Below are 19,810 nucleotides of genomic sequence, written 5' to 3' on the forward strand. Positions count from 1 at the left end.
TTGACATCTAATTTAAAATTATTTTTTTTCTTGTTTTCCTATCAACATTAGGCTGAAACCCAACAATACAAGGTCTTTCAGTATAAAAAAATCTGTAATTGGTAGCCATTCTACTTTTCGCCACATATTTGGAGTAGTAAACAAATAACTAATTGTTAATAAAAAAGTTACTATCATTCCGTAGGCAGCATATTTTCTCAATTTTGGAAAAAACGGACTGAGTAAAAGCAATAAAGCCAATGTAATTTCAACGATACCGACAAGATTTGAAACGGCTTGTACACTCATCAAATCGTATGCCCAAAATGTTAAGAAATGATTTTCGACCAAAGGTTTTATCGCATTGGCTTCAGCAGTTGTGAATTTGAAAATTCCTATCCAAAATAAAATTAAAGCTGTCCCGAAAAGAGATACGTAATAGCCTATTTTGTAGATTTTTTCATCCGACAACGGACAATTTGAAATTTGTTTTTCCATCTGGTTTAATTATTAAAAGGTTATCTATTAAAAATGTATGATTAATCGTACATCCTTATAGTCGTTAACTTTTAAAAAACCTGACAAAAAAAGAACTATTTTTTTAAATTTTCTTTCATTTTACGCTTAAATAACTGAATTTCAGAATGATTAAAAACAACTTTTTTTTCAGTGATTTCTGTATTTTGAAGTGATTTATCCAAAAACATTACTTTTTTGTGATACATTTTACACAAACGACACAACCGCAGATGTAAAAAAAGACGTATTTTTTCAAAGAAAGAAATTTTCCTTGCTGTTTTCTTTTCAATAAGCAATGAAATTTCACTACAAGGCAATATAAAATAATGAATAATTCTGCTAAACATCTCCAAACCAATTAATTTCCAAACATTTTCTGAGCTGCAAACGACTCCTTTGCAATATTTTCCACATATTAGTCGTTGAAATTTCCATTTCCTGACAGACTACTTCCGTCTTTTTCTCTTCTAAATAATAAAGTTTAACGAGAAACCTCCATCGTTGAGGCAGTTTTTCGATACATTCGTCCAAAGCTCGTGAAAAATCTTCCTTTTCTGAGGAATTTTCTGATATTTCTTGCCAAAAGTTTAAGACGCTCTGATCTGTCCAGATTCCATCTTCATCAAAAAAATCAGAAAGACTCGTACTGACAGGATTTTTATACTTATTCCGATAAAAATCGGCTGTTTTATTGCGAAGAATATTGTACAACCACGTAAGTGGACTACTTTTCTCTTGAAAAGATTCAAATGAAGTGTAAGCTACAAGAAAAACTTCTTGCACGATATCGGCCGCATCTTCCTTATCCGAAACCAAGTATAAAGCCCTATTGAGCAATGACTCTGAATACATTTCAATCCACAGCGTTATTTGTTGGTCTTTTGTTTTATCTACCATCTTTTATTTTTTGAAATACTAAATAGTCCTTAAAGTGTGAACTTTTCAATTTTTAAACATAAAGATTATTTTCTTTTGACAACCAACATCGGTAACAATATAAAAATTCCTACCAGCGAAAAGAGCAATCCTCCCATGGTTCCTGCAGCAAGTGGAAACCAAAAAGCCTCTCTTTTAAGTCCGATTACAAAAGGGATAAATCCTAAAATAGTAGAAATTATGGTAAGTAATATCGGAATGATTTTACTGTTCCACGCTTTCAAATAAGCTCTTACTGAGGAAAGATTAGGGTATTTTTTACGAAGACCGTTATACTCATTTAAAATGTAAATATTAGCATTTACCGTAATCCCTGAAAGCAATACGAACGAAGCAAATCCGCCTTGGTCAAAATTCAAGTCGAAACTATAAAACGTAAGAAAAACCCCAATAAATGATATAGGGATAATCAAAATAACAATAAAAGGTTGTTTGAGCGAATTAAACAAAATGGAAGTAGTAAAAAAGATAATCGCAATAAGCAAACCCAATAGCCAATATTGTTTTTTATCTTTTCCCCAATTCCAATTCCAACCTTGTTTTTCGGCTTTATATCCCGAAGGCAAGCTACTGTTGAGCTTTTCTATTTCATTATCAAGTACCTTATTTCCCTGTTGGGAAGAACCTATGTAATTAAACTGCACTATCAATCGGTATTGTTGATTTTCTTTGGCGATTTCTTTCGGAGCTTGTCCTTTGGTAATTTGAGCAAATTGATTCAGTTTATGAAATTGTTCGTCAAAATGATTTCCAGCGTGTTGCAATGCCCAAATATCGTATGTTTTGGATTGCTTACTGTGAAGTACGATATCTTCATTTTGTCCGTCAACAAATAATCTTCCTACCCAAATATCTCTCCCAAACATACTCGAAAGCGAATTAAACAATCGAGAAGGAGACATATTCTGGATAGCAAGTTGTTTTTTATCTAAGTTAAATATAAATTCCTGATAATCATCTTTGTAATAAGATATATCCGAACCAATGGTCACCTCCTGAATACGGCGATGTTTTAGTAAATTGTTTTTGAGAGAGTCTGCCCAAGTGTTCAACTCATCGTAGTTATATCCCAACAATTTTACCGAAAAACTTCCAGCAGTTTCTTTCACGTCATTGCTAAATCCTCTGTCTTCCAGTCCGAAAACGCCCCAACTACCACCACCCAATTCCAAGGCTTTGGTAATCACACTATTTTTCAGTCTGTACGGAAATCCCGAGCGTTCCGCTTCCTTGGTAAAATACACAGAAATGGAAGCTCTGTTAGGGCTATTTATAGAGGTTTGAAACTGTTTTATCTCAGAAAAAGTAGAAAGATAACTTTCCATTCGTTGTACCAAAGTATTCATCTGTGAGAGCGTAGTTCCGTTGGGCATTGAGGAAGTGATAGTTAAGACCATTTCCTGATTTCGGTCAAAATATCCCCGCTCATACACATTCTGAACAAACAAACGCAGTGTTCCTCCCAAAACTTTATCGGTTATGGGTTTTATTTTTTCTTTGTAGGTTGTCGTATTGAAAACGCTATTGTATAGCTCTGCCCATTGGGTTTCCTTATCAATTTTATCAGGAAGCAAAAAAACAGGTAGCCCAAACAGAAGAATAAAAAACACGTACACCGCCCATTTCCCTTTCTTTAAAAGCAAAATGATTTTTTGATAAAATAGGCTTGTTTTTACAATAAAACACTTCGATATACGGAATTTCCGTCGTGATTTTCGTGTTTTCTTGGTTATTTTGATTCTTTCCATCATTGCAGGCACGAAAAATAGAGCTACCAGCAACGAAACTGCTAAATTGATGGCGATCACCATCGCAAAATCTTGTAGATTGAGTCGCAATCGCTCGTCTAAAAAGAAAATCATACAAAGAGCTCCGATGGTAGTTAGCGTAGCTGCCAAAATCGGTAAGAAGACCTTTCGATTATTTTTGGTTTGCAAATGATCGGTCATTATGATAGTATTGTCTATCATCAAATTGAGGGAAATGGTAATCCCTGCCAGTGAATAGAGTTGTACTTCCAAACGTAAAAAATAATACAGCACAACAGCTATTGCCAGATTGATGAACAAACTGCTAACGATAAGGAACAGATATTTAAAATTTCGTGAGATGAGCAATACAAAAGCCAATAAAATCAGGATAGTAAGCCCACTTCGGAAGTAAATTTTGTTGAGTTCATCTTTGATGTATTCGGTAGCGTCGTAACTCTGATGTAATTCATACCCTTGCGGAAGATTTTTTCTAATATCTTCCATCAATTTTTTGATCTCGCTACTCAACTGCAATTGATTGGCGTTTTCTTCTGCCGAAATGGAAATATAGATGGAATTGAGTCCGTTGATACGGTAATAGCTTCGGGGAGCTTGTTCCACCCTACTGACATTTACTAATTGATTCAAATAGAGTATCTTTCCGTCTTTATTGGTGACAGAAATTTTGGAAGCGTCAAAAGTTTCTTTTTCAGAAGCATCTCCTAAGACAACTCGTGCAAATTTTCGAACATTTCCATTATCTTCAATTTCTCCAATACCCAAAAATTGTGTATTATAATGCAACTGTATGGCTCGTTGGATTTCGTCCACACTTACTCCCATTCGGTTCAGTTGGTCGTTGTCGTATTGAAGTTGCCATTCCATAGGAGTTGCTCCGTTTACATCCACTTTATAGATACCTTCAATCTCACTAAGTCGGGGTTTGATGCTGTTTTCACAATAGTTTTGAATAGTAATAGGCGGTGCTGATGCATTGAGCGTATAATTCAGAAAAGGGCGATTGGCATTTTCATCAGGGCGACGCACTTGCAATTGTGGGTAAGAAACACCTCTTGGTAAATCACTCCATAACTGCCTTATAACGGTGGATGCCTCAAAACGAGCAACATCAATGGAAGTGTGTTTATCCATTTCCAAGGAAACACTTCCCCAACCATTTCCCGAACGCGAAGTAATTTTTTTAATACCTTTGATACGAGCAAGCATCGCTTCTATCTTTGAAGTAGCTTCCATTTCCACCACACGCGATGCACTTCCGGGCATCGAAAAAGACACTGTCAGAGCAGGGAGATTTTGGGAGGGTGCTAACTTTACAGGCAATAAAGGAACAAGTGCTATCCCCGTTAAAGAAATGCACAAAAACACTAAAATAATGCTGAATGAGGATATTTTAGGCCGATTAAAAGACATTTTTTAATTATATTAAGGCAATTGAAACTCAAAAAAAGGGTCATCGTGATTTGTTGAAGCCAAATATAGTTTTTTGTTTTTCTCGTCAACAGTGAAATATCCCCATTGGTCTAACTTGTATCGGCAAATAGGATTGCCATTCCAATCGTATTGTTCAACAAAAATATAATAATTTTCTTTCTGAGATTCTTTCCATACATCCTCAGGAGTACGTCCACTATAGAGAAAATAAACATAATTATCTTGTGCACAAGCTCCCCAATAGTGAGTTATATTTTGGTCTAATCCGTTTATTTTATAAGGACTTTCTTCATTAAATCTATCTCGTTCAAAATTAATTGTACGAACGGTTTGAGCTTCCAAATCCATAAATTTGATGATTTTGAAATATTTATAAGCATATGCCATTCGGTTTTTTTGAGGATTTACAGCAAAATCACCAATGTAAGCAAAAGGAGATTTTCGGGTGGGATTTAATCCAAGGTTAAAAACTTCTTTTTTGTTGGTGGAATCTCCCTTCTGTGTAATGCGAAAAATACTTTTACCTGTTTTACTATCCGTCACGTACATAAAGTCATCATCACTTACATTGGCAAGTTGTAAGGTCGCACCAAGTTCTTGCTTTTTAAATTCTTCAAATGGCTTATTAATAATTTGGATATCACCTTTTTCATCTAAACCATAGAGTTTATTCTGCGAATTTTCAAACAAGTAGCAGAGCCAATCATTACTAACGGAAGAAATTATTGTGGGAAGCAAAAAGTCATCAGGAGCTTGCCCTCTTTTACCCAATGACTTTTGAAGTCTTAGATCAGGAAGATTGAAAATATAAAAAACAGGATTTGTTAGACTCTTCATTATCAAATAATTATTTTTGATTAGCAGCTGACTTTCCCTAACTGAAAAGATAGCTGTATCACCCACAATCTGTTTTCCTTTCAATAAAATATCATCTCCAAACGGATTTTTATTTTTGAAAAATAGTTCACCCGCTTCAAGTCGAGCTAATTCTGTAACAAATTCTTCTTTTTGAAAAAGTTGTATTTTTTCCTTTTCTTCTTGTTTTTGTGCCGTTTTATTGTCTCCACAAGCTCCCAAAAACAGTAGTCCTATTCCGAATAAAATACTTTTTGCGTTCATAATATTTTGGAAAATTAACGAATTTCGTTAAAAGAGGTTGTTATAGGTACTCCCGCTTCAAAATCAAATAAGGTATATTTTCGTATTTTGTAATAATTTAGCCAATAGTTTCGAAGAGCTGAAATATAATTGCGTTGTGCTTGTTGGTGTCGGTCATTAGCAAGGGTAAGACTATTAATGTCTGCCTTACCAATGATAAATCGTTCTTGGGTTTGTTGGTATGCCTGCGATGCCAACTCCAAGGCTTCTTGTGCGCTGATGATGATTTGCTGTTGTACTTGAAAATCTCCCAAAGTCATCAGTATTTCCTCTTCGATTTTGATTTCTTCTTGTTTGGTAGAGAGTTCTGCCACTGAAAGATTACTTTTTGCTATATTGTATTTGCCCTTATTCACACCCCAATCCAAAATCGGGACAGAAAGCGTGATGGCAAACACATCCTGCTGTAAGGGGGAGTTATAGACCTTGTCAAAGCTCGGAGCTACTTGATTAAAACCTACACTTGCCGAAACACCCATATTAAATCTCGCTTCTCGTTTGGTTTTATCCACCGTTTGTTGCAGTTCCAATATCTGTATTTTTTGTTTTAAGAAGTTAGGATTGTTTTTCTTGGCATAACTGAGTGCTTCTTCAGGGTTTATGGTGATGTTTTTTACCTTTTGGGGTATATCCAATAGAATTTTAGTATCTTTTTCCAAGTTTAAGTAAGAAACCAACGCAAACATTGCTCTTTTTACACTAATTTCAGCAGTTTGTAGAGCATTTTCAGCATTGATTTTATCCAAACGTAGCGTCATCAGGTCAGATTGGCGAATGGCAGCAATTTCAAAACGTTCTTTTCCGATGTTGTATAACGTATCTGCACTTTGTATTTTTTCCTTTGCTAATTTGTACTCCGCTTGTGCCATCGCTAAGTTAAAAAAGTAATTAGTAGCCTCTTCTGCTGTTTGTTCCAAGTTGTAAAGAAGCTCTTTTTGGGCAGCTTCGTATTTGATGGGTTCGATTCTTTTTTCCCACTTAAACGGATTATACCCCAAAAGTTGCTGTCTGTATCCTATACGAATGGGTACGCTTGAATATTGGGTAAACTTATTGTCGCTAAAATTACGATGATACCCTAACTCTGAGTCTACAAAAAAGGTTCCCCCTAACCAATCAAAATTCTGAATTAGAGAAAGGTTTCCGTGTGAAAACAAGGTTTGTTGTGGGCGGTACACATCAATATTTTGTTGGGAATCGTACCGCCTTACAAAATCCCGATTGTAACGCAAAGGCGTCATACTCAGTGAAAGAGATGGTAATCGGTTTGCTTTGAACGATTTAAAACTCCAATAATTCGATAGGTACATATTTTTTGCCTTAAACGAAGCTATAGACTGACCGTTTGCCATCGTCACTAACTGTTCCAAAGTTAAAGTCATTGTTTTCTCTTGGGAAAAAGAAAAGAAGAAAAATAGGATAAATAGTAAAGATAATACTGCTTTCATAATAATGACATGAGTTTCATTCCAGATAAAGAATAACGCAAAAATATAAACATTCTATCTTATAAACAAAAAGAAACCGTCCAAAATGTTAAAATACATAACTTTTATCATCTTGAACAGCCCTTTAATACGCTCAACTTGGAAACAATAAAGCTACCTCAACCGTTTTTTGCATTACTGATTTCCGTAATTACCCATCAAATTTTACAAAATATTACTCAACTCATATTCGTATACAGTACCATCAATACCAAGTCCGTATATTTTTTGGCATTAGTAAAATTTTTATTTTTATTTGAGGTCATAAACACACAAATCCCCTAACTTAACTTAATTAAATAAGGGAATTTGCCTATTGATTGAAAATCTACTCTCAGAATACGAAAGTAACTTAGTTATATTGGAACGTTCTAATACCAAATTTTGCAGCTTCGGCTCTTGCTTTAGGAACCATACTTTTGAGATTAGCTATCCTTGAGGCATTTGAAGGGTGGGTACTGAGTAACTCAATGGTGCCACCTGAACTATTAGCATCCATGCGTTCCCATAGTCTTGGTGCTTCTTCTGGATCATATCCTGCTATTGCCATGATTTGAATTCCTATTTCATCCGCTTCCGTTTCATGAGCTCTACTAAAAGGAAGGGTTACACCTACCTGAGAACCAACGTTATACGCCATATTAAACTCATCTAAATACTTACTGTTCTGTAAAGCTACGTTTCCTAACATTCCGACAAGTTGTTGTGTTGTACCTACACTCATGCGTCGAGCTCCATGGTCAGCCAAAGCATGTGCTATTTCGTGTCCCATAACCACCGCTAAGCCTGTTTCGGTTTGTGTGATAGGTAAAATTCCTGTGTAAACTACAATTTTTCCTCCTGGCATACACCAAGCATTTACCTGATCGCTTTGTACCAGATTATATTCCCATTGATAGTCCTTTAGATAATCTTTATATCCGTTATGTTCCAACCACATTTGAGCTGCTTTCGCAATACGTTGCCCCACTTTTTTTACCATTTCGGTTTCTTTAGTTCCAGTAATGACCTTATTTTCACTCAAAAAAGAAGAATATTGAGAAAAAGACAATGGAAATAAATTACTATTCGGCATAAAGTTAAACGTACTTTTACCTGTAAATGGATTCGTTTTGCATGAAAAAACGACCAACAGAATCACAATGATACTAATTCTCTTCATAAAATATTATATTGATATGTTTTCAGGGCAAAGTTAATAAAAAAAGTATGACTTTTGAACTAAATAATTTTACAAAAATGAAAAAAAAATAATACCTTTGCTCACTGAGGATAAACGATTGTTATGTTACAACTAAATGACACCTTGAAACATAAAGGAATGCGAAATCAGTTAGTTGATTTGCTCAGAGCCAAAGGAATAAAAAACCAAGATGTTTTAGAGGCTATTCGCATAATTCCACGTCATTTGTTCATGGACAGCGGTTTTGAAATGCACGCCTATCAAGACAAGCCTTTTCCTATAGGAGAAGGACAGACAATTTCACAACCCTACACAGTGGCTTTTCAAACTGAATTATTAGAAGTTTCGACAGGACAAAAGGTGCTGGAGATAGGTACTGGCAGTGGCTATCAGTCCTGTGTATTAGTTTTTTTAGGAGCAAGAGTTTATACGATTGAACGTCAACACAAATTGTTCAAACAAACGCAGTTGTTATTACCTAAATTAATGTCTCGTCTGCCAAAAATGTATTTTGGCGATGGTTATAAAGGTTTACCAAACGAAGCTCCATTCGATCGTATTTTAGTGACAGCAGGAGCTCCCGAAGTGCCTATGACGTTGTTATCTCAGTTAGCTATAGGGGGGCGATTAGTAGTACCTATTGGAATAGAAACCCAAGTAATGACCCTTTTTGAACGTATATCAGATACGGAATTTCACAAAACGGAATACGGTGATTTTCAATTTGTTCCAATGCTTAAAGATAAAACATAAGTAACATTCTTCTGTTTGTACAAGAGTAAGAATAATACCTAATTACTATATGACCATACTATTCATGGTGAAATTTAATTATAATGAATGTAAATTGAATAAAAAACGAATACCTATGAAAAAATCAATTTTAATTTTAGCTATGGGACTTTTTTCTTGTAGTAACATTCCTTCAGAAAAAAACATCAAAATCAAAGACTATGAGCCAAAAGCTACTGACAAATTAGTGGATATACGCACTGCAGAAGAGTTTGCTGATGGACATCTGAAAGGAGCCGTTAATATAGATTTCTTTGAAGATGATTTCTTAGAAAATTTTGAAAAACAATACGATAAAGAGGATACTGTCTACATATATTGCAAAAGTGGTGGACGCAGTTCAAAAGCCTATGCAATACTCGAAAAGGCTGGGTTTAAAAACTTGATGCACTTAGATGGGGGTTTTATGCAGTGGAGCGGTGCAGGAAAACCTGTAGAAAAATAATTTAAAAGTATTTTAAATTAGATTCAAAAACAGAAAAATGTAAAAAATTTATTTTTCAATATGTACAAAAATTTGTACATTTGGCGAAATTTTAAGATTATGTTTGAATTTGACCAATATTTAGGATTTTTAGTGTTTTTAGGCATCGCAACTATCGGTTTTTGGTTGATGATTTTCCTATTGACTTTCGTAGTTCCTTACTGGGTAGGAGGAGCTATTATGGAAGCTATCAAAGAGAAAAGAGAAGCAAGAAAAGCTAAAAAATCAGCATAGCCACTTTTTGAGAGTTAAAAGCTCAAGCAGTACAAGATAATTGAAGATTTTTGCGAAGTAAAAACTTCGTAAAAATCTTTTTTTGTTCATATAATTTAATTTTAAAACCTATTTACAAGTTGCCATTAGCTTATTACTCGAGCTGCCAAAAATCTTTCGATTGTGAAATATTTTTTATACTTTTGTCATCAAGTGTAGTTCTTAGCCTAAAATTTACTGACTAAAAGAAAAGCTAATTACTTTCGAAATTAACGCTTAAAAAAACTCATCTTCAATTAGATAAATCACCCTACTTCAACAAAAAACATATGTCGGAAAAAATAGAACAAAAATTAGCTAAAATTCCTGTAGTGAAAAACCTTGTTGCATTACTGAAAAGAGTAACCATTTCGCAAAATAGTTTTTCTCTATACGATTTCTTAGAGCTTTACATTGTTGGGATTGTCAAGGGGGCATTGACCTATCGTGCTAGCGCTATTTCATTTAGTTTTTTCTTAGCTATTTTTCCGTTTTTGTTGTTTATACTGAATTTGATTCCGTACGTACCGATTGACACTTTTCAAATTGACGTTTGGAGTTTTATTGACGGGCTATTGCCTCCTGGCACTAATGAACTGTTTTCGAGTATTTTTTTTGACATAGCCGATAACCGCCGAGGAGGATTACTTTCATCAGTTTTTTTATTATCTATATTACTGATGACAAATGGAATAGTAGCTATTTTTGGAGGCTTTGAATCATCCTACCATGTACGAATAACACGTACTTACATCCGTCAGTATATGGTTGCTTTAATGGTAGCAATCATTATTGCTTTGCTGATTCTGATTGTGATAGCAATGTTTATTTACTATGGCATTTACATAGTTCCATACTTGGAGAGAACAGGACTACTTTACAGTACAGAAACTATCATTCAATGGTCAAAAATTGGTTTTGTAACTGTCATTATCTATTTAGCAACTTCTATTCTGTTTTTCTTTGGTACTAAGGAGGGTAAAAAAAGTAAGTTTTTTTCCATAGGTTCAATTCTGACAGTGTTATTATTTGCATTAACCACCTATTTGTTTGGTATTTACATCGAAAATTTTTCACAATACAATCAATTATATGGTTCCATTGGAGCATTGTTGATTTTTTTGTTGTACATTTGGTTAAATTCTAATATTCTTTTGTTGGGATTTGAACTCAACGCTTCGCTTTTACGACTTAAAAAAATACGATAAATGGCTTATTTCATTGACGTTATACTTCCCATTCCGTTGCGAAAACTATTCACATACAACGTAACTAAGGAAGAAGCTCATTTCCTAAAACCAGGGATGCGTGTTGCTGTACCTTTCGGGAAATCAAAAGTATATGCGGCTTTGGTAGAGAGTGTACACACTACAGAACCTTCATACGAAACCAAAGATATTGAGTATATTTTGGATGAAACCCCTATTGTAAATCATTCTCAATTACGACTTTGGAAATGGATTTCGGACTACTATATGTGTTGGTTGGGAGATGTATTTAAAGCAGCCATGCCATCAGCTTTTTTGTTAGAGAGTGAAACTATCGTGGAGAGGGACGAAACTGATTTGGAAATGACTCTTTTTTCGGATGATGAATGGATGGTTTATGAGGCATTATCCTATAAAACAGCACTCACTGCTAAGGAAATAAATCAAATTGTAGGAAAACGAAAAGCTTTGAAAGTGGTTAAAAGTTTATTAGAAAAAGGAGCCATTCGTATTTCTGAAAAAATATTTGAAAAATACGTACCTAAATTAGAAAAATACATTCGTTTGGCAGAAAAATACCAATCGGATGAAGGGATGAAAGCTGTTTTTGAGGATGTCGGTAAGTCAGTAAAGCAAAAGCAATTATTAGTAGCCTATTTTAATTGGATGATGCGTAATAAACTTCCTCTAAAGGTAGAAAAATTGCTCTCCGATTCTAACGTTTCGGCTACTGTTTTGAAATCAGTGGTTGGAAAAGGAATTTTTGAGGAATATTACATCCAAAAAGACCGAATCAATTTCAAAGGTGAATTGATTGGAAGTAAATCGCTCAGCGAGGCTCAGCTAACAGCTTTAAAGCAAATTAATGAACAGTTTAATACTAACCAAGTTGTTTTATTTCAAGGAGTTACCGCTTCTGGAAAAACTGAAATCTACATACATCTGATTCAAAAATGTTTAGATGAAGGCAAACAAGTATTGTATTTATTACCTGAGATTGGACTTACGGAACATTTGATCAATCGTTTGAAAAAGCATTTCGGAGATAAATTAGGGGTATATCATTCCAAATATACAACTAATGAACGGGTCGAAGTTTGGAATAATGTACTCAATGAAAATATTAAAAATCAGCTAATTGTAGGAGTTCGTTCGTCCGTATTTCTACCTTTTTCCAATTTAGGATTAGTCATAATCGACGAGGAACACGATGCTTCTTACCAACAATTTGATCCTGCACCTCGTTTTCAAGCTCGTGACACTGCCATTATGTTAGCTAAAATACAGAATGCTAGGGTGTTACTAGGTTCGGCTACCCCCTCAATTGAAAGCCTATACAATGCTAAGCGTAAAAAATATGGATTTGCGTATTTACTAAAACGATTTGGTGAGTTTCAATACCCTGATATTGAGTTGATTGATATTAGAGATAAACATTTTCGGAAACAGATGACAGGGCATTTTTCTGATAAACTTATCCAAGAGATACAAACTACCTTGTCGGAAGGACAGCAAATAATTCTATTCCAAAATCAACGAGGTTATGCTCCTGAAATACAATGTAAAAGTTGCGGAACAGTAGCTCAATGTCCCGCTTGTGACGTTAGTTTAACGTATCATCAGGGTAGGAAACAATTGCGTTGTCACTATTGCGGGTATGCTATTCCAATACTTGATAATTGTATTGCTTGTGGAAGTAATGAATTGATAACCAAAGGATTTGGAACAGAGCAAATCACAAAGGAATTGGCTCAACTTTTTCCTGAAGTGACCATTGACCGAATGGATCAAGATACCACAAGCGGAAAATATGGCTATCAAAAAATACTGTCGAAATTTGAGCAACAACAAACTCAAATTTTGGTGGGCACACAAATGATTAGTAAAGGATTAGATTTTGAAAATGTAGGTTTGGTAGGAGTGATGAACGCCGATTCGTTCATTCATTTTCCTGACTATAAGGCTTATGAGCGTAGTTTCCAATTACTAATTCAGGTTTCTGGACGAGCAGGACGGAGTACTAGAAAAGGTAAAGTATTGATTCAGACTTACAATCCGAACCATCCGGTACTGAAACAGGTATTGGAACACAATTTTAGAGATATGTTCAACAATCAAATAGCTGAACGCAGGGAATTTTTGTATCCACCAATGGTTCGATTGATAAAAATTTCATTCAAACATGCCGATTTTAATAAAGTTACAGAAGGAGCCGATTGGTTTGGAAAATCATTACGTCAAGGATTTGAAAAACATACTGATATACATATTTTAGGCCCTGAAAGCCCTTTAGTTTCTCGTATACGAAATGAATATATCAAGGACATTCTACTGAAAATTCCTTTTACCCATTCCGCTGAAAACGTAAAAAAATACATTCTACGTACTCAAATTAGTTTTCAGGCTATCCCGAATTTTCGTTCAATTCGAGTGATTTACAACGTTAGTTAAGGAAAAATATCTTATTACAATATCCATAGCAAGGACAAAAAACGTATCTTTGCAAAATGAAAAATTTACTGGTGTATATCATACAAAATTGCGGATTTCTAATTTCACTAAGTATTTTTGATTTATGCATTTAAATAACTAAATAACAGTGTGTTAAAATAATTGATAATTATATAAGAATAATAAAAACAATGAAAAACTTCATACAGGAATTACAATGGCGTGGAATGATTCAGGATATGATGCCTGAAACGGAAGAACATCTTTTAGAGGGCGTACGCTCGGCGTATGTGGGGATTGACCCAACGGCGGATTCGCTCCACATCGGGCATTTGGTGGGGGTGATGATGCTCAAGCATTTTCAGAATTGCGGTCATAGACCTTATGCTCTTGTGGGGGGTGCTACGGGAATGGTGGGTGACCCATCGGGAAAATCTGCCGAGAGAAACCTTTTGACCAACGAGGTTTTAGAGCATAATATTGCAGGAATCAAAAAACAACTGGCAAAATTTCTTGATTTTGAAAGCACTGCCGAAAACAGAGCTATTTTGGTCAACAATTACGATTGGATGAAAGATTTTTCATTCTTAAATTTCATTCGCGATATTGGGAAGCACATTACCGTGAATTATATGATGGCAAAAGATTCGGTAAAAAAACGCTTTGACCCAAAAGAAAACACAGAAGGAATGTCTTTTACCGAGTTTTCATATCAATTGTTGCAGGGCTACGACTTTTTGCACTTGTACAGAGAAAATGGTTTGACTTTACAAATGGGAGGCTCTGACCAATGGGGAAATATCACCACTGGAACGGAACTGATTAGAAGAATTGCAGGTGGAAAAGCCTACGCAATGACTTGTCCGCTGATTACCAAAGCCGATGGAACAAAATTCGGGAAATCCGAAGGAGGAAATATTTGGCTCGACCCTGAAAAAACTTCACCATATAAGTTTTACCAATATTGGCTCAACACTTCCGATACCGATGCCGAAAAGTACATCAAAATCTTTACGATGCTTACGCAAGAAGAGGTTGCCGAACTTACAAAACAACATCAAGAAGCGCCGCATTTGCGTATTTTACAGAAAAAATTGGCCGAAGAAATCACCGTAATGGTACATTCTCGAGAGGATTATGACAACGCTGTAAAGGCTTCGGAAATTCTGTTTGGAAATTCCACTTCCGAGAGTTTGAAAGGACTCAATAGTAAAATGTTTTTAGAAATTTTTGATGGTGTACCACAAAAAGAACTTACCAAAGAGGAAGTTATCGGTGCAAATATTGTGGAGTTACTTGCTGACCAATCAGGCTTTTTGAAATCACGTGGAGAAGCCCGTCGCGACCTTACAGCCAACGCTATTTCGGTTAATAAAGAAAAAGTAACAGAAGGGTTTGTAGCCTCTGAAAACGATTTGATAGACGGAAAATTTATCTTGTTACAAAAAGGCAAAAAAAATTATTTTGTAGTCGTGGTAAAGTAAAAGAAAATTATTCATTTGGAACGACTATTTTGTAGTTTTAAAATCACCGTTAATATAGTCATACTAATTTTTTATTCTAACATAAGAAATTAATGAGTACAGAATGTATGACTTTTGAAACGAAAAAGGAGGTTTAATGCCTGATGATTAGTATCAAAACTACCAAATAATTTTATGAATATTATGGATTGAAAAATCTAAGAATATGTATTTTATTTTTCCAATATATTTTTGTAACTTTGATGTTCGTAAAATGACAAAAACAACTAAATAACACATACAAAATATGAAAGCATATATTCAAGAATCCTTTGAACAAGCATACGGGAAACCTGCTGACAAGATATTTTTTGCTCCTGCAAGAGTAAATCTGATAGGAGAACACATAGACTACAACGGAGGACTGGTAATGCCCTGTGCTTTAGGAAATGGAACTTATTTAGCAGTACGTAAGACAGAGGATAATATGTTTACTTTCAAGAGTTTGAACTTCCCTGATTCTGTTCATCAGGTTCCTGTAAACACTAAAGGATATACAAAACAAGATTCTCTTTGGATAAACTATCCATTGGGTTGTATTGACTATTTCACTCGTGAGGGGGCTACTCTATCAGGGTTGGAACTTTTGTTTTATGGCAATATTCCCAACGGAGGAGGATTGTCGTCATCTGCATCGATTGAATTGGTAACAACTTTTGCTTTAAACACCCTGTTTGACTTGGGAAAAAATCAAGTAGAATTAGTTAAAATATCTCAACAAGTAGAAAATAAGTTTGTAGGTGTAAACTGCGGTATTATGGATCAGTTTGCTATTGGTATGGGAAAAGAAGACCATGCTATTATTTTGGATTGTCAAACGTTAGAATATACCTACACACCTTTTGTTTTAAAAGACGATACATTACTGATTATCAACACCAATAAGGAACGTAAATTAGCCGATTCCAAATATAACGAGCGTAGAGCTACCTGTGAAGCAGCTTTAGAAATATTCAACAAAACCGAAAATTTCAAAGATTTGTGTTCCATCCCTGCGGAATATTTTGAAGCTAATAAGCATTTGCTTACTCCTGAAATGCAACAACGAGTGAAGCACGTAATTTATGAAAATTTACGTGTTAAAGCATCTGAAAAAGCATTAAAATTGGGTGATATAGAAAAATTTGGTGAGTTAATGTCAGCTTCACATAAATCACTGATGGAAGACTATGAAGTTACAGGGAAGGAATTGGATACTATCTATTTAGAAAGTGTTAATTTTGAAGGGGTTACAGGAGTTCGTATGACGGGAGCAGGTTTTGGAGGCTGTGCTATTGCGTTGGTAAAAAATGACCGTGTTGATGCTTACAAAAAGCATATTGAAAAAGTATACACCGAAAAAATAGGTTATGCTCCTTCGATTTATGATGTAAGTATTGGAGACGGTACGAGAGAAATATAGATAATGAAATTGTCTTGGTTTCCCTATGACTTACGCCTTCGGCATAGGTTTTCTGTTTCTGGACATTCGCGTAGTACCACACCTGTCGTTCTTACTAAAATAGAATACGATGGGCTGTGTGGGTATGGCGAAGCCTCTTTGCCTCCTTATTTAGGTGAGACAAAAATTTCTGTGATTGATTTCTTGAAAAAAATCGACTTCACAAGCTTTTCTTCTCCTATGGATATAGATGAGATTCTGGACTATGTCGATAGCCTCGCTATGAAGAATACAGCTGCAAAAGCATCTATTGATATTGCGTTGCACGATTTAGTTGGAAAAATCAACAATCAATCTTGGCACGAGTATTATCATTTAGACAAAAACAATATACCTGATACTACATTCACCATAGGCATTGATACTGATACAGTGGTTCGTGAGAAAACCAGGGAAGCTGTGGGACGTTTCAATATATTGAAAATAAAACTTGGAGGGAGGGATGATAAACAAATGTTACGGGCTGTACGTTCTGTAACGGATCTCCCTCTTGCGGTGGATGCCAACCAAGGATGGACAGATGTTCACCAAGCTATGGATACGATTTTCTGGTTACAAGAACAAGGTGTCGTTATGGTAGAACAGCCCATGCAAAAAGATGACTTAGATAATATAGCTCTCTTAACAGAGAGCAGTCCCTTGCCCATTTTCGCCGATGAGTCGGTTCAGCGTTTAGAAGATATTTCACGATTGAAAGGCGTTTTTTCAGGTATAAACATCAAATTGATGAAATGTACAGGAATGCGAGAAGCATGGAAAATGCGTGATTTGGCAAAGTCACTTGGAATGAAAACAATGATGGGATGTATGACCGAGACTTCTTGTGCTATTTCGGCTGCGGCACAACTTTGTGCAGATATGGATTTTGCAGACCTTGATGGAGCCTTGCTTATAGCCAACGATTGTTTCGATGGAGCCAAACTTATTAATGGAAAAATTATCCCATTGGATGATTCAGGAATTGGTGTAAAAAGTTTATTATCAAATTTTTAAATACAAAAATGAGGTATTTCATTGAATTTTCATACAATGGAAAAAATTACTTTGGTTGGCAACGTCAGCCTCATTCAGTTAGTGTGCAAGAAATATTAGAAAATAGTCTAAGCACATTACTGAGAACTCCTATTGAAGTAGTGGGGGCAGGACGCACAGATAGTGGTGTACACGCTCACCAAATGTTTGCCCATTTTGACATCGAAAAAGAGCTTGATAATCAATTGATTTACAGGCTTAATGCTTTTCTTCCAAAAGATATAGCCATTCATAAACTTCACCGTGTTACAGATCAAGCACATGCTCGTTTTGACGCTCTAAAACGCACCTATCAATATCATATTTCTATGAAAAAAGATGTGTTTGCCTACGAGTCAAGCATGTATTTGAATCTTCCTTTGGATCTTCCTAAAATGGAAATAGCTACAAAAAAATTATTTGATTATACTGATTTTCAGTGCTTTTCAAAATCCAATACAGATGTAAGAACTTATGATTGTAAAATCTACGATGCTTTTTGGCAACAGCAAGAGCATCATTTAATTTTTACGATTTCCGCAGATCGCTTCTTGCGAAATATGGTTCGAGCTATTGTGGGCACATTGCTGGATGTTGGCTTGGGAAAAATTTCCATTGTCGATTTCGAAAATATTATAAAAAGTAAGAATCGAAGTAAAGCAGGAAAATCTGTTCCTGCTTGTGGATTATTTTTAGTACAAGTGGAATATCCTCAAAGCTGTTTTATATGAAAAAACTTTGTCAAATCTTAAAGATTTGACAAAGTCATGAATCTGTGTTATAGATATTATTAGGCAATGTGGTAAAAAATGGTGCTTTTTTAATTGATAAAAAATGCTTATATTTCGCACATTGATTGGAAGAGGAAACAAGCTCTGCTGAGGAATAAGCGAGAAAAAGCGAATAGCTTTTACGAAGGTTACGAACATAGTTCATTGTCAGCAATACAATCAATGTTCAAAACGATAGTTTTAGGGGTGAGTTTTTCTCACCCTTTTTTATTAAAACTATCGGATGAACCCTATGGCTAAAAAAACCTTATCCCCCTTGATTTTTAAAATATAAATACCATTTTATAAAGTTCTTTTTAGCCTCAAAACGAAGTCCTCTATGCAAGGTTAATTTCTCTTTCAAATGCGTAAAATAGGCTTCTAAACGATTGGTAGTATAAGGGATTTCACTATCTTGCAGATATGCAAACATATTGGGTAAGGCATTGATAATATGATAAGTAGCTAAGTGTAGATTTTTATGTTTAAACCACTGAAATCCAGTTTCTTCATTCATTGATTTTTCTTCTATAAAATATTGATTTTCAACATACCACTGGTAAAATCTATTTACCCAGTCGTTAGCCTGTTCATTGGTTTTTAGATGCGTAATTTCTTTGGATAAACACAAAAGCTGTTGGCTAATAAAATGTTTTGGGCTACCACTTAAATAGTTCTTAATCTGTCGTTTAATATGCACTAAACATCTTTGGATAATCACCTCTGGAAACACCTTTTTTACCGCTCCTAAAATAGATTTATGCCCATCGCAGGTTACACTGTAAACTGCCACATTCAGCTTCTTTAAGTTTTCCAAATCTTGCTTTATATCACGAAGTTTTTCCTTGTTGGTTTGGCGGTAAAGTTGCACATATCGAATGTCATAATCGTAGTAGAGTATCAGGCATAATCCATTGGAAAAGTAGGTGCCATCAATCAAGAGATGAACCTTTGTCTTGCTTTTGATGCTGAGGGTAGGAACTTGTGAAAGGTAATGTTTAAAGAGGTTTTGAAGGGTAGATTGGCTCATTGTGCTATCCCTCGAAAGGGTTTTATAGACTTGCCTTTCCATTATCCATTTTCTGAACCAAATGAATTGATTTTTTCTTTTTACACCAATGTTTTTAATCGTAAAATTTGCCTGACAATCTCCACATTGAAAGCGTTGTTTTCCATTTCTTTTTCCTTTTTTGATGATGTGATTAGAACCACAAACTGGACATTTTTTATTCGTTTTGGACATAAAATAAGAGTTATAATGAAACCACTTTCATTATAACTCTTATAAGTCTATAAAAGACAATGCTTTACAAGGTTTTTAAGCACCATTTTTTGTTATATTGTCAATCTTAAAGATTTGACAAAGTCATGAATCTGTGTTATAGATATTACTGAATATTAAATTGTTTAATT

At 34.9% G+C, this 19,810-nt stretch carries 16 protein-coding genes; 9 read left to right on the top strand and 7 right to left on the bottom strand.

From position 1 onward, the window contains the following. Nucleotides 1–18: 18 nt before the first annotated feature. The 6 genes from CGC52_RS01425 to CGC52_RS01455 form a co-directional block, all read right to left on the bottom strand. Nucleotides 19–477: a DUF417 family protein gene (locus tag CGC52_RS01425; RefSeq protein WP_095893223.1), complete on the bottom strand. Its 459-nt coding sequence runs from the start codon at nucleotides 475–477 to the stop codon at nucleotides 19–21. 360 nt (nucleotides 478–837) lie between these two features. Then, nucleotides 838–1,395: an RNA polymerase sigma factor gene (locus CGC52_RS01435; RefSeq protein ID WP_095893224.1), complete on the bottom strand. Its 558-nt coding sequence runs from the start codon at nucleotides 1,393–1,395 to the stop codon at nucleotides 838–840. Nucleotides 1,396–1,460: 65 nt separating this feature from the next. After that, nucleotides 1,461–4,616: an efflux RND transporter permease subunit gene (locus tag CGC52_RS01440; RefSeq protein ID WP_095893225.1), complete on the bottom strand. Its 3,156-nt coding sequence runs from the start codon at nucleotides 4,614–4,616 to the stop codon at nucleotides 1,461–1,463. 12 nt (nucleotides 4,617–4,628) lie between these two features. Continuing rightward, nucleotides 4,629–5,756, bottom strand: a complete 1,128-nt coding sequence (locus CGC52_RS01445; protein WP_095893226.1) for a BF3164 family lipoprotein — start codon at nucleotides 5,754–5,756, stop codon at nucleotides 4,629–4,631. A 14-nt stretch (nucleotides 5,757–5,770) separates the two neighbouring features. Next, complete coding sequence (locus CGC52_RS01450) at nucleotides 5,771–7,243, bottom strand: TolC family protein (RefSeq protein ID WP_095893227.1); 1,473 nt, start codon at nucleotides 7,241–7,243, stop codon at nucleotides 5,771–5,773. Between the two features lie 391 nt (nucleotides 7,244–7,634). Continuing rightward, a complete protein-coding gene (locus CGC52_RS01455) occupies nucleotides 7,635–8,444 on the bottom strand; it encodes a M48 family metallopeptidase (protein ID WP_042006252.1) in 810 nt (269 codons plus the stop codon). A 123-nt stretch (nucleotides 8,445–8,567) separates the two neighbouring features. On the opposite strand from CGC52_RS01455, the gene CGC52_RS01460 reads away from it, so the two are divergent. From CGC52_RS01460 to truA, 9 genes are all read left to right on the top strand, one after another. Next, nucleotides 8,568–9,218: a protein-L-isoaspartate(D-aspartate) O-methyltransferase gene (locus CGC52_RS01460; RefSeq protein ID WP_095893228.1), complete on the top strand. Its 651-nt coding sequence runs from the start codon at nucleotides 8,568–8,570 to the stop codon at nucleotides 9,216–9,218. Between the two features lie 115 nt (nucleotides 9,219–9,333). Further along, the gene (locus CGC52_RS01465; RefSeq protein ID WP_042006284.1) at nucleotides 9,334–9,702 is read left to right on the top strand and encodes a rhodanese-like domain-containing protein; all 369 of its coding nucleotides are present in this window, start codon (nucleotides 9,334–9,336) and stop codon (nucleotides 9,700–9,702) included. A gap of 60 nt (nucleotides 9,703–9,762) precedes the next feature. Next, a complete protein-coding gene (locus tag CGC52_RS01470) occupies nucleotides 9,763–9,975 on the top strand; it encodes a hypothetical protein (protein ID WP_111947367.1) in 213 nt (70 codons plus the stop codon). Nucleotides 9,976–10,283: 308 nt separating this feature from the next. Next, a complete protein-coding gene (locus tag CGC52_RS01475; protein ID WP_042006254.1) occupies nucleotides 10,284–11,201 on the top strand; it encodes a YihY/virulence factor BrkB family protein in 918 nt (305 codons plus the stop codon). Next, a complete protein-coding gene (gene priA / locus CGC52_RS01480; protein ID WP_095893229.1) occupies nucleotides 11,202–13,652 on the top strand; it encodes a primosomal protein N' in 2,451 nt (816 codons plus the stop codon). Nucleotides 13,653–13,843: 191 nt separating this feature from the next. Continuing rightward, nucleotides 13,844–15,136, top strand: a complete 1,293-nt coding sequence (tyrS, locus tag CGC52_RS01485; RefSeq protein ID WP_095893230.1) for a tyrosine--tRNA ligase — start codon at nucleotides 13,844–13,846, stop codon at nucleotides 15,134–15,136. 286 nt (nucleotides 15,137–15,422) lie between these two features. After that, entirely contained in the window at nucleotides 15,423–16,577 is a 1,155-nt protein-coding gene (locus CGC52_RS01490; RefSeq protein WP_095893231.1) for a galactokinase, read from the top strand. A 3-nt stretch (nucleotides 16,578–16,580) separates the two neighbouring features. After that, nucleotides 16,581–17,609, top strand: coding sequence for a dipeptide epimerase (locus CGC52_RS01495; protein ID WP_042348256.1), 1,029 nt, complete (start codon nucleotides 16,581–16,583; stop codon nucleotides 17,607–17,609). An 8-nt stretch (nucleotides 17,610–17,617) separates the two neighbouring features. After that, complete coding sequence (truA, locus tag CGC52_RS01500; protein WP_042344949.1) at nucleotides 17,618–18,358, top strand: tRNA pseudouridine(38-40) synthase TruA; 741 nt, start codon at nucleotides 17,618–17,620, stop codon at nucleotides 18,356–18,358. 307 nt (nucleotides 18,359–18,665) lie between these two features. On the opposite strand, the gene CGC52_RS01505 is transcribed toward truA, so the two are convergent. Next, nucleotides 18,666–19,640, bottom strand: coding sequence for a transposase (locus CGC52_RS01505; RefSeq protein WP_095893232.1), 975 nt, complete (start codon nucleotides 19,638–19,640; stop codon nucleotides 18,666–18,668). Nucleotides 19,641–19,810 lie beyond the last annotated feature (170 nt).

This window comes from Capnocytophaga sp. H2931, assembly GCF_002302535.1.
In the GTDB taxonomy this organism is placed as follows: domain Bacteria; phylum Bacteroidota; class Bacteroidia; order Flavobacteriales; family Flavobacteriaceae; genus Capnocytophaga; species Capnocytophaga canis.

Excerpts from the sequence above, each read along its gene's own strand:
- CGC52_RS01425 (WP_095893223.1), bottom strand. The coding sequence starts at position 477 with ATGGAAAAACAAATTTCAAATTGTCCGTTGTCGGATGAAAAAATCTAC.
- CGC52_RS01435 (WP_095893224.1), bottom strand. The coding sequence starts at position 1,395 with ATGGTAGATAAAACAAAAGACCAACAAATAACGCTGTGGATTGAAATG.
- CGC52_RS01440 (WP_095893225.1), bottom strand. The coding sequence starts at position 4,616 with ATGTCTTTTAATCGGCCTAAAATATCCTCATTCAGCATTATTTTAGTG.
- CGC52_RS01445 (WP_095893226.1), bottom strand. The coding sequence starts at position 5,756 with ATGAACGCAAAAAGTATTTTATTCGGAATAGGACTACTGTTTTTGGGA.
- CGC52_RS01450 (WP_095893227.1), bottom strand. The coding sequence starts at position 7,243 with ATGAAAGCAGTATTATCTTTACTATTTATCCTATTTTTCTTCTTTTCT.
- CGC52_RS01455 (WP_042006252.1), bottom strand. The coding sequence starts at position 8,444 with ATGAAGAGAATTAGTATCATTGTGATTCTGTTGGTCGTTTTTTCATGC.
- CGC52_RS01460 (WP_095893228.1), top strand. The coding sequence starts at position 8,568 with ATGTTACAACTAAATGACACCTTGAAACATAAAGGAATGCGAAATCAG.
- CGC52_RS01465 (WP_042006284.1), top strand. The coding sequence starts at position 9,334 with ATGAAAAAATCAATTTTAATTTTAGCTATGGGACTTTTTTCTTGTAGT.
- CGC52_RS01470 (WP_111947367.1), top strand. The coding sequence starts at position 9,763 with ATGTACAAAAATTTGTACATTTGGCGAAATTTTAAGATTATGTTTGAA.
- CGC52_RS01475 (WP_042006254.1), top strand. The coding sequence starts at position 10,284 with ATGTCGGAAAAAATAGAACAAAAATTAGCTAAAATTCCTGTAGTGAAA.
- priA (WP_095893229.1), top strand. The coding sequence starts at position 11,202 with ATGGCTTATTTCATTGACGTTATACTTCCCATTCCGTTGCGAAAACTA.
- tyrS (WP_095893230.1), top strand. The coding sequence starts at position 13,844 with ATGAAAAACTTCATACAGGAATTACAATGGCGTGGAATGATTCAGGAT.
- CGC52_RS01490 (WP_095893231.1), top strand. The coding sequence starts at position 15,423 with ATGAAAGCATATATTCAAGAATCCTTTGAACAAGCATACGGGAAACCT.
- CGC52_RS01495 (WP_042348256.1), top strand. The coding sequence starts at position 16,581 with ATGAAATTGTCTTGGTTTCCCTATGACTTACGCCTTCGGCATAGGTTT.
- truA (WP_042344949.1), top strand. The coding sequence starts at position 17,618 with ATGAGGTATTTCATTGAATTTTCATACAATGGAAAAAATTACTTTGGT.
- CGC52_RS01505 (WP_095893232.1), bottom strand. The coding sequence starts at position 19,640 with ATGTCCAAAACGAATAAAAAATGTCCAGTTTGTGGTTCTAATCACATC.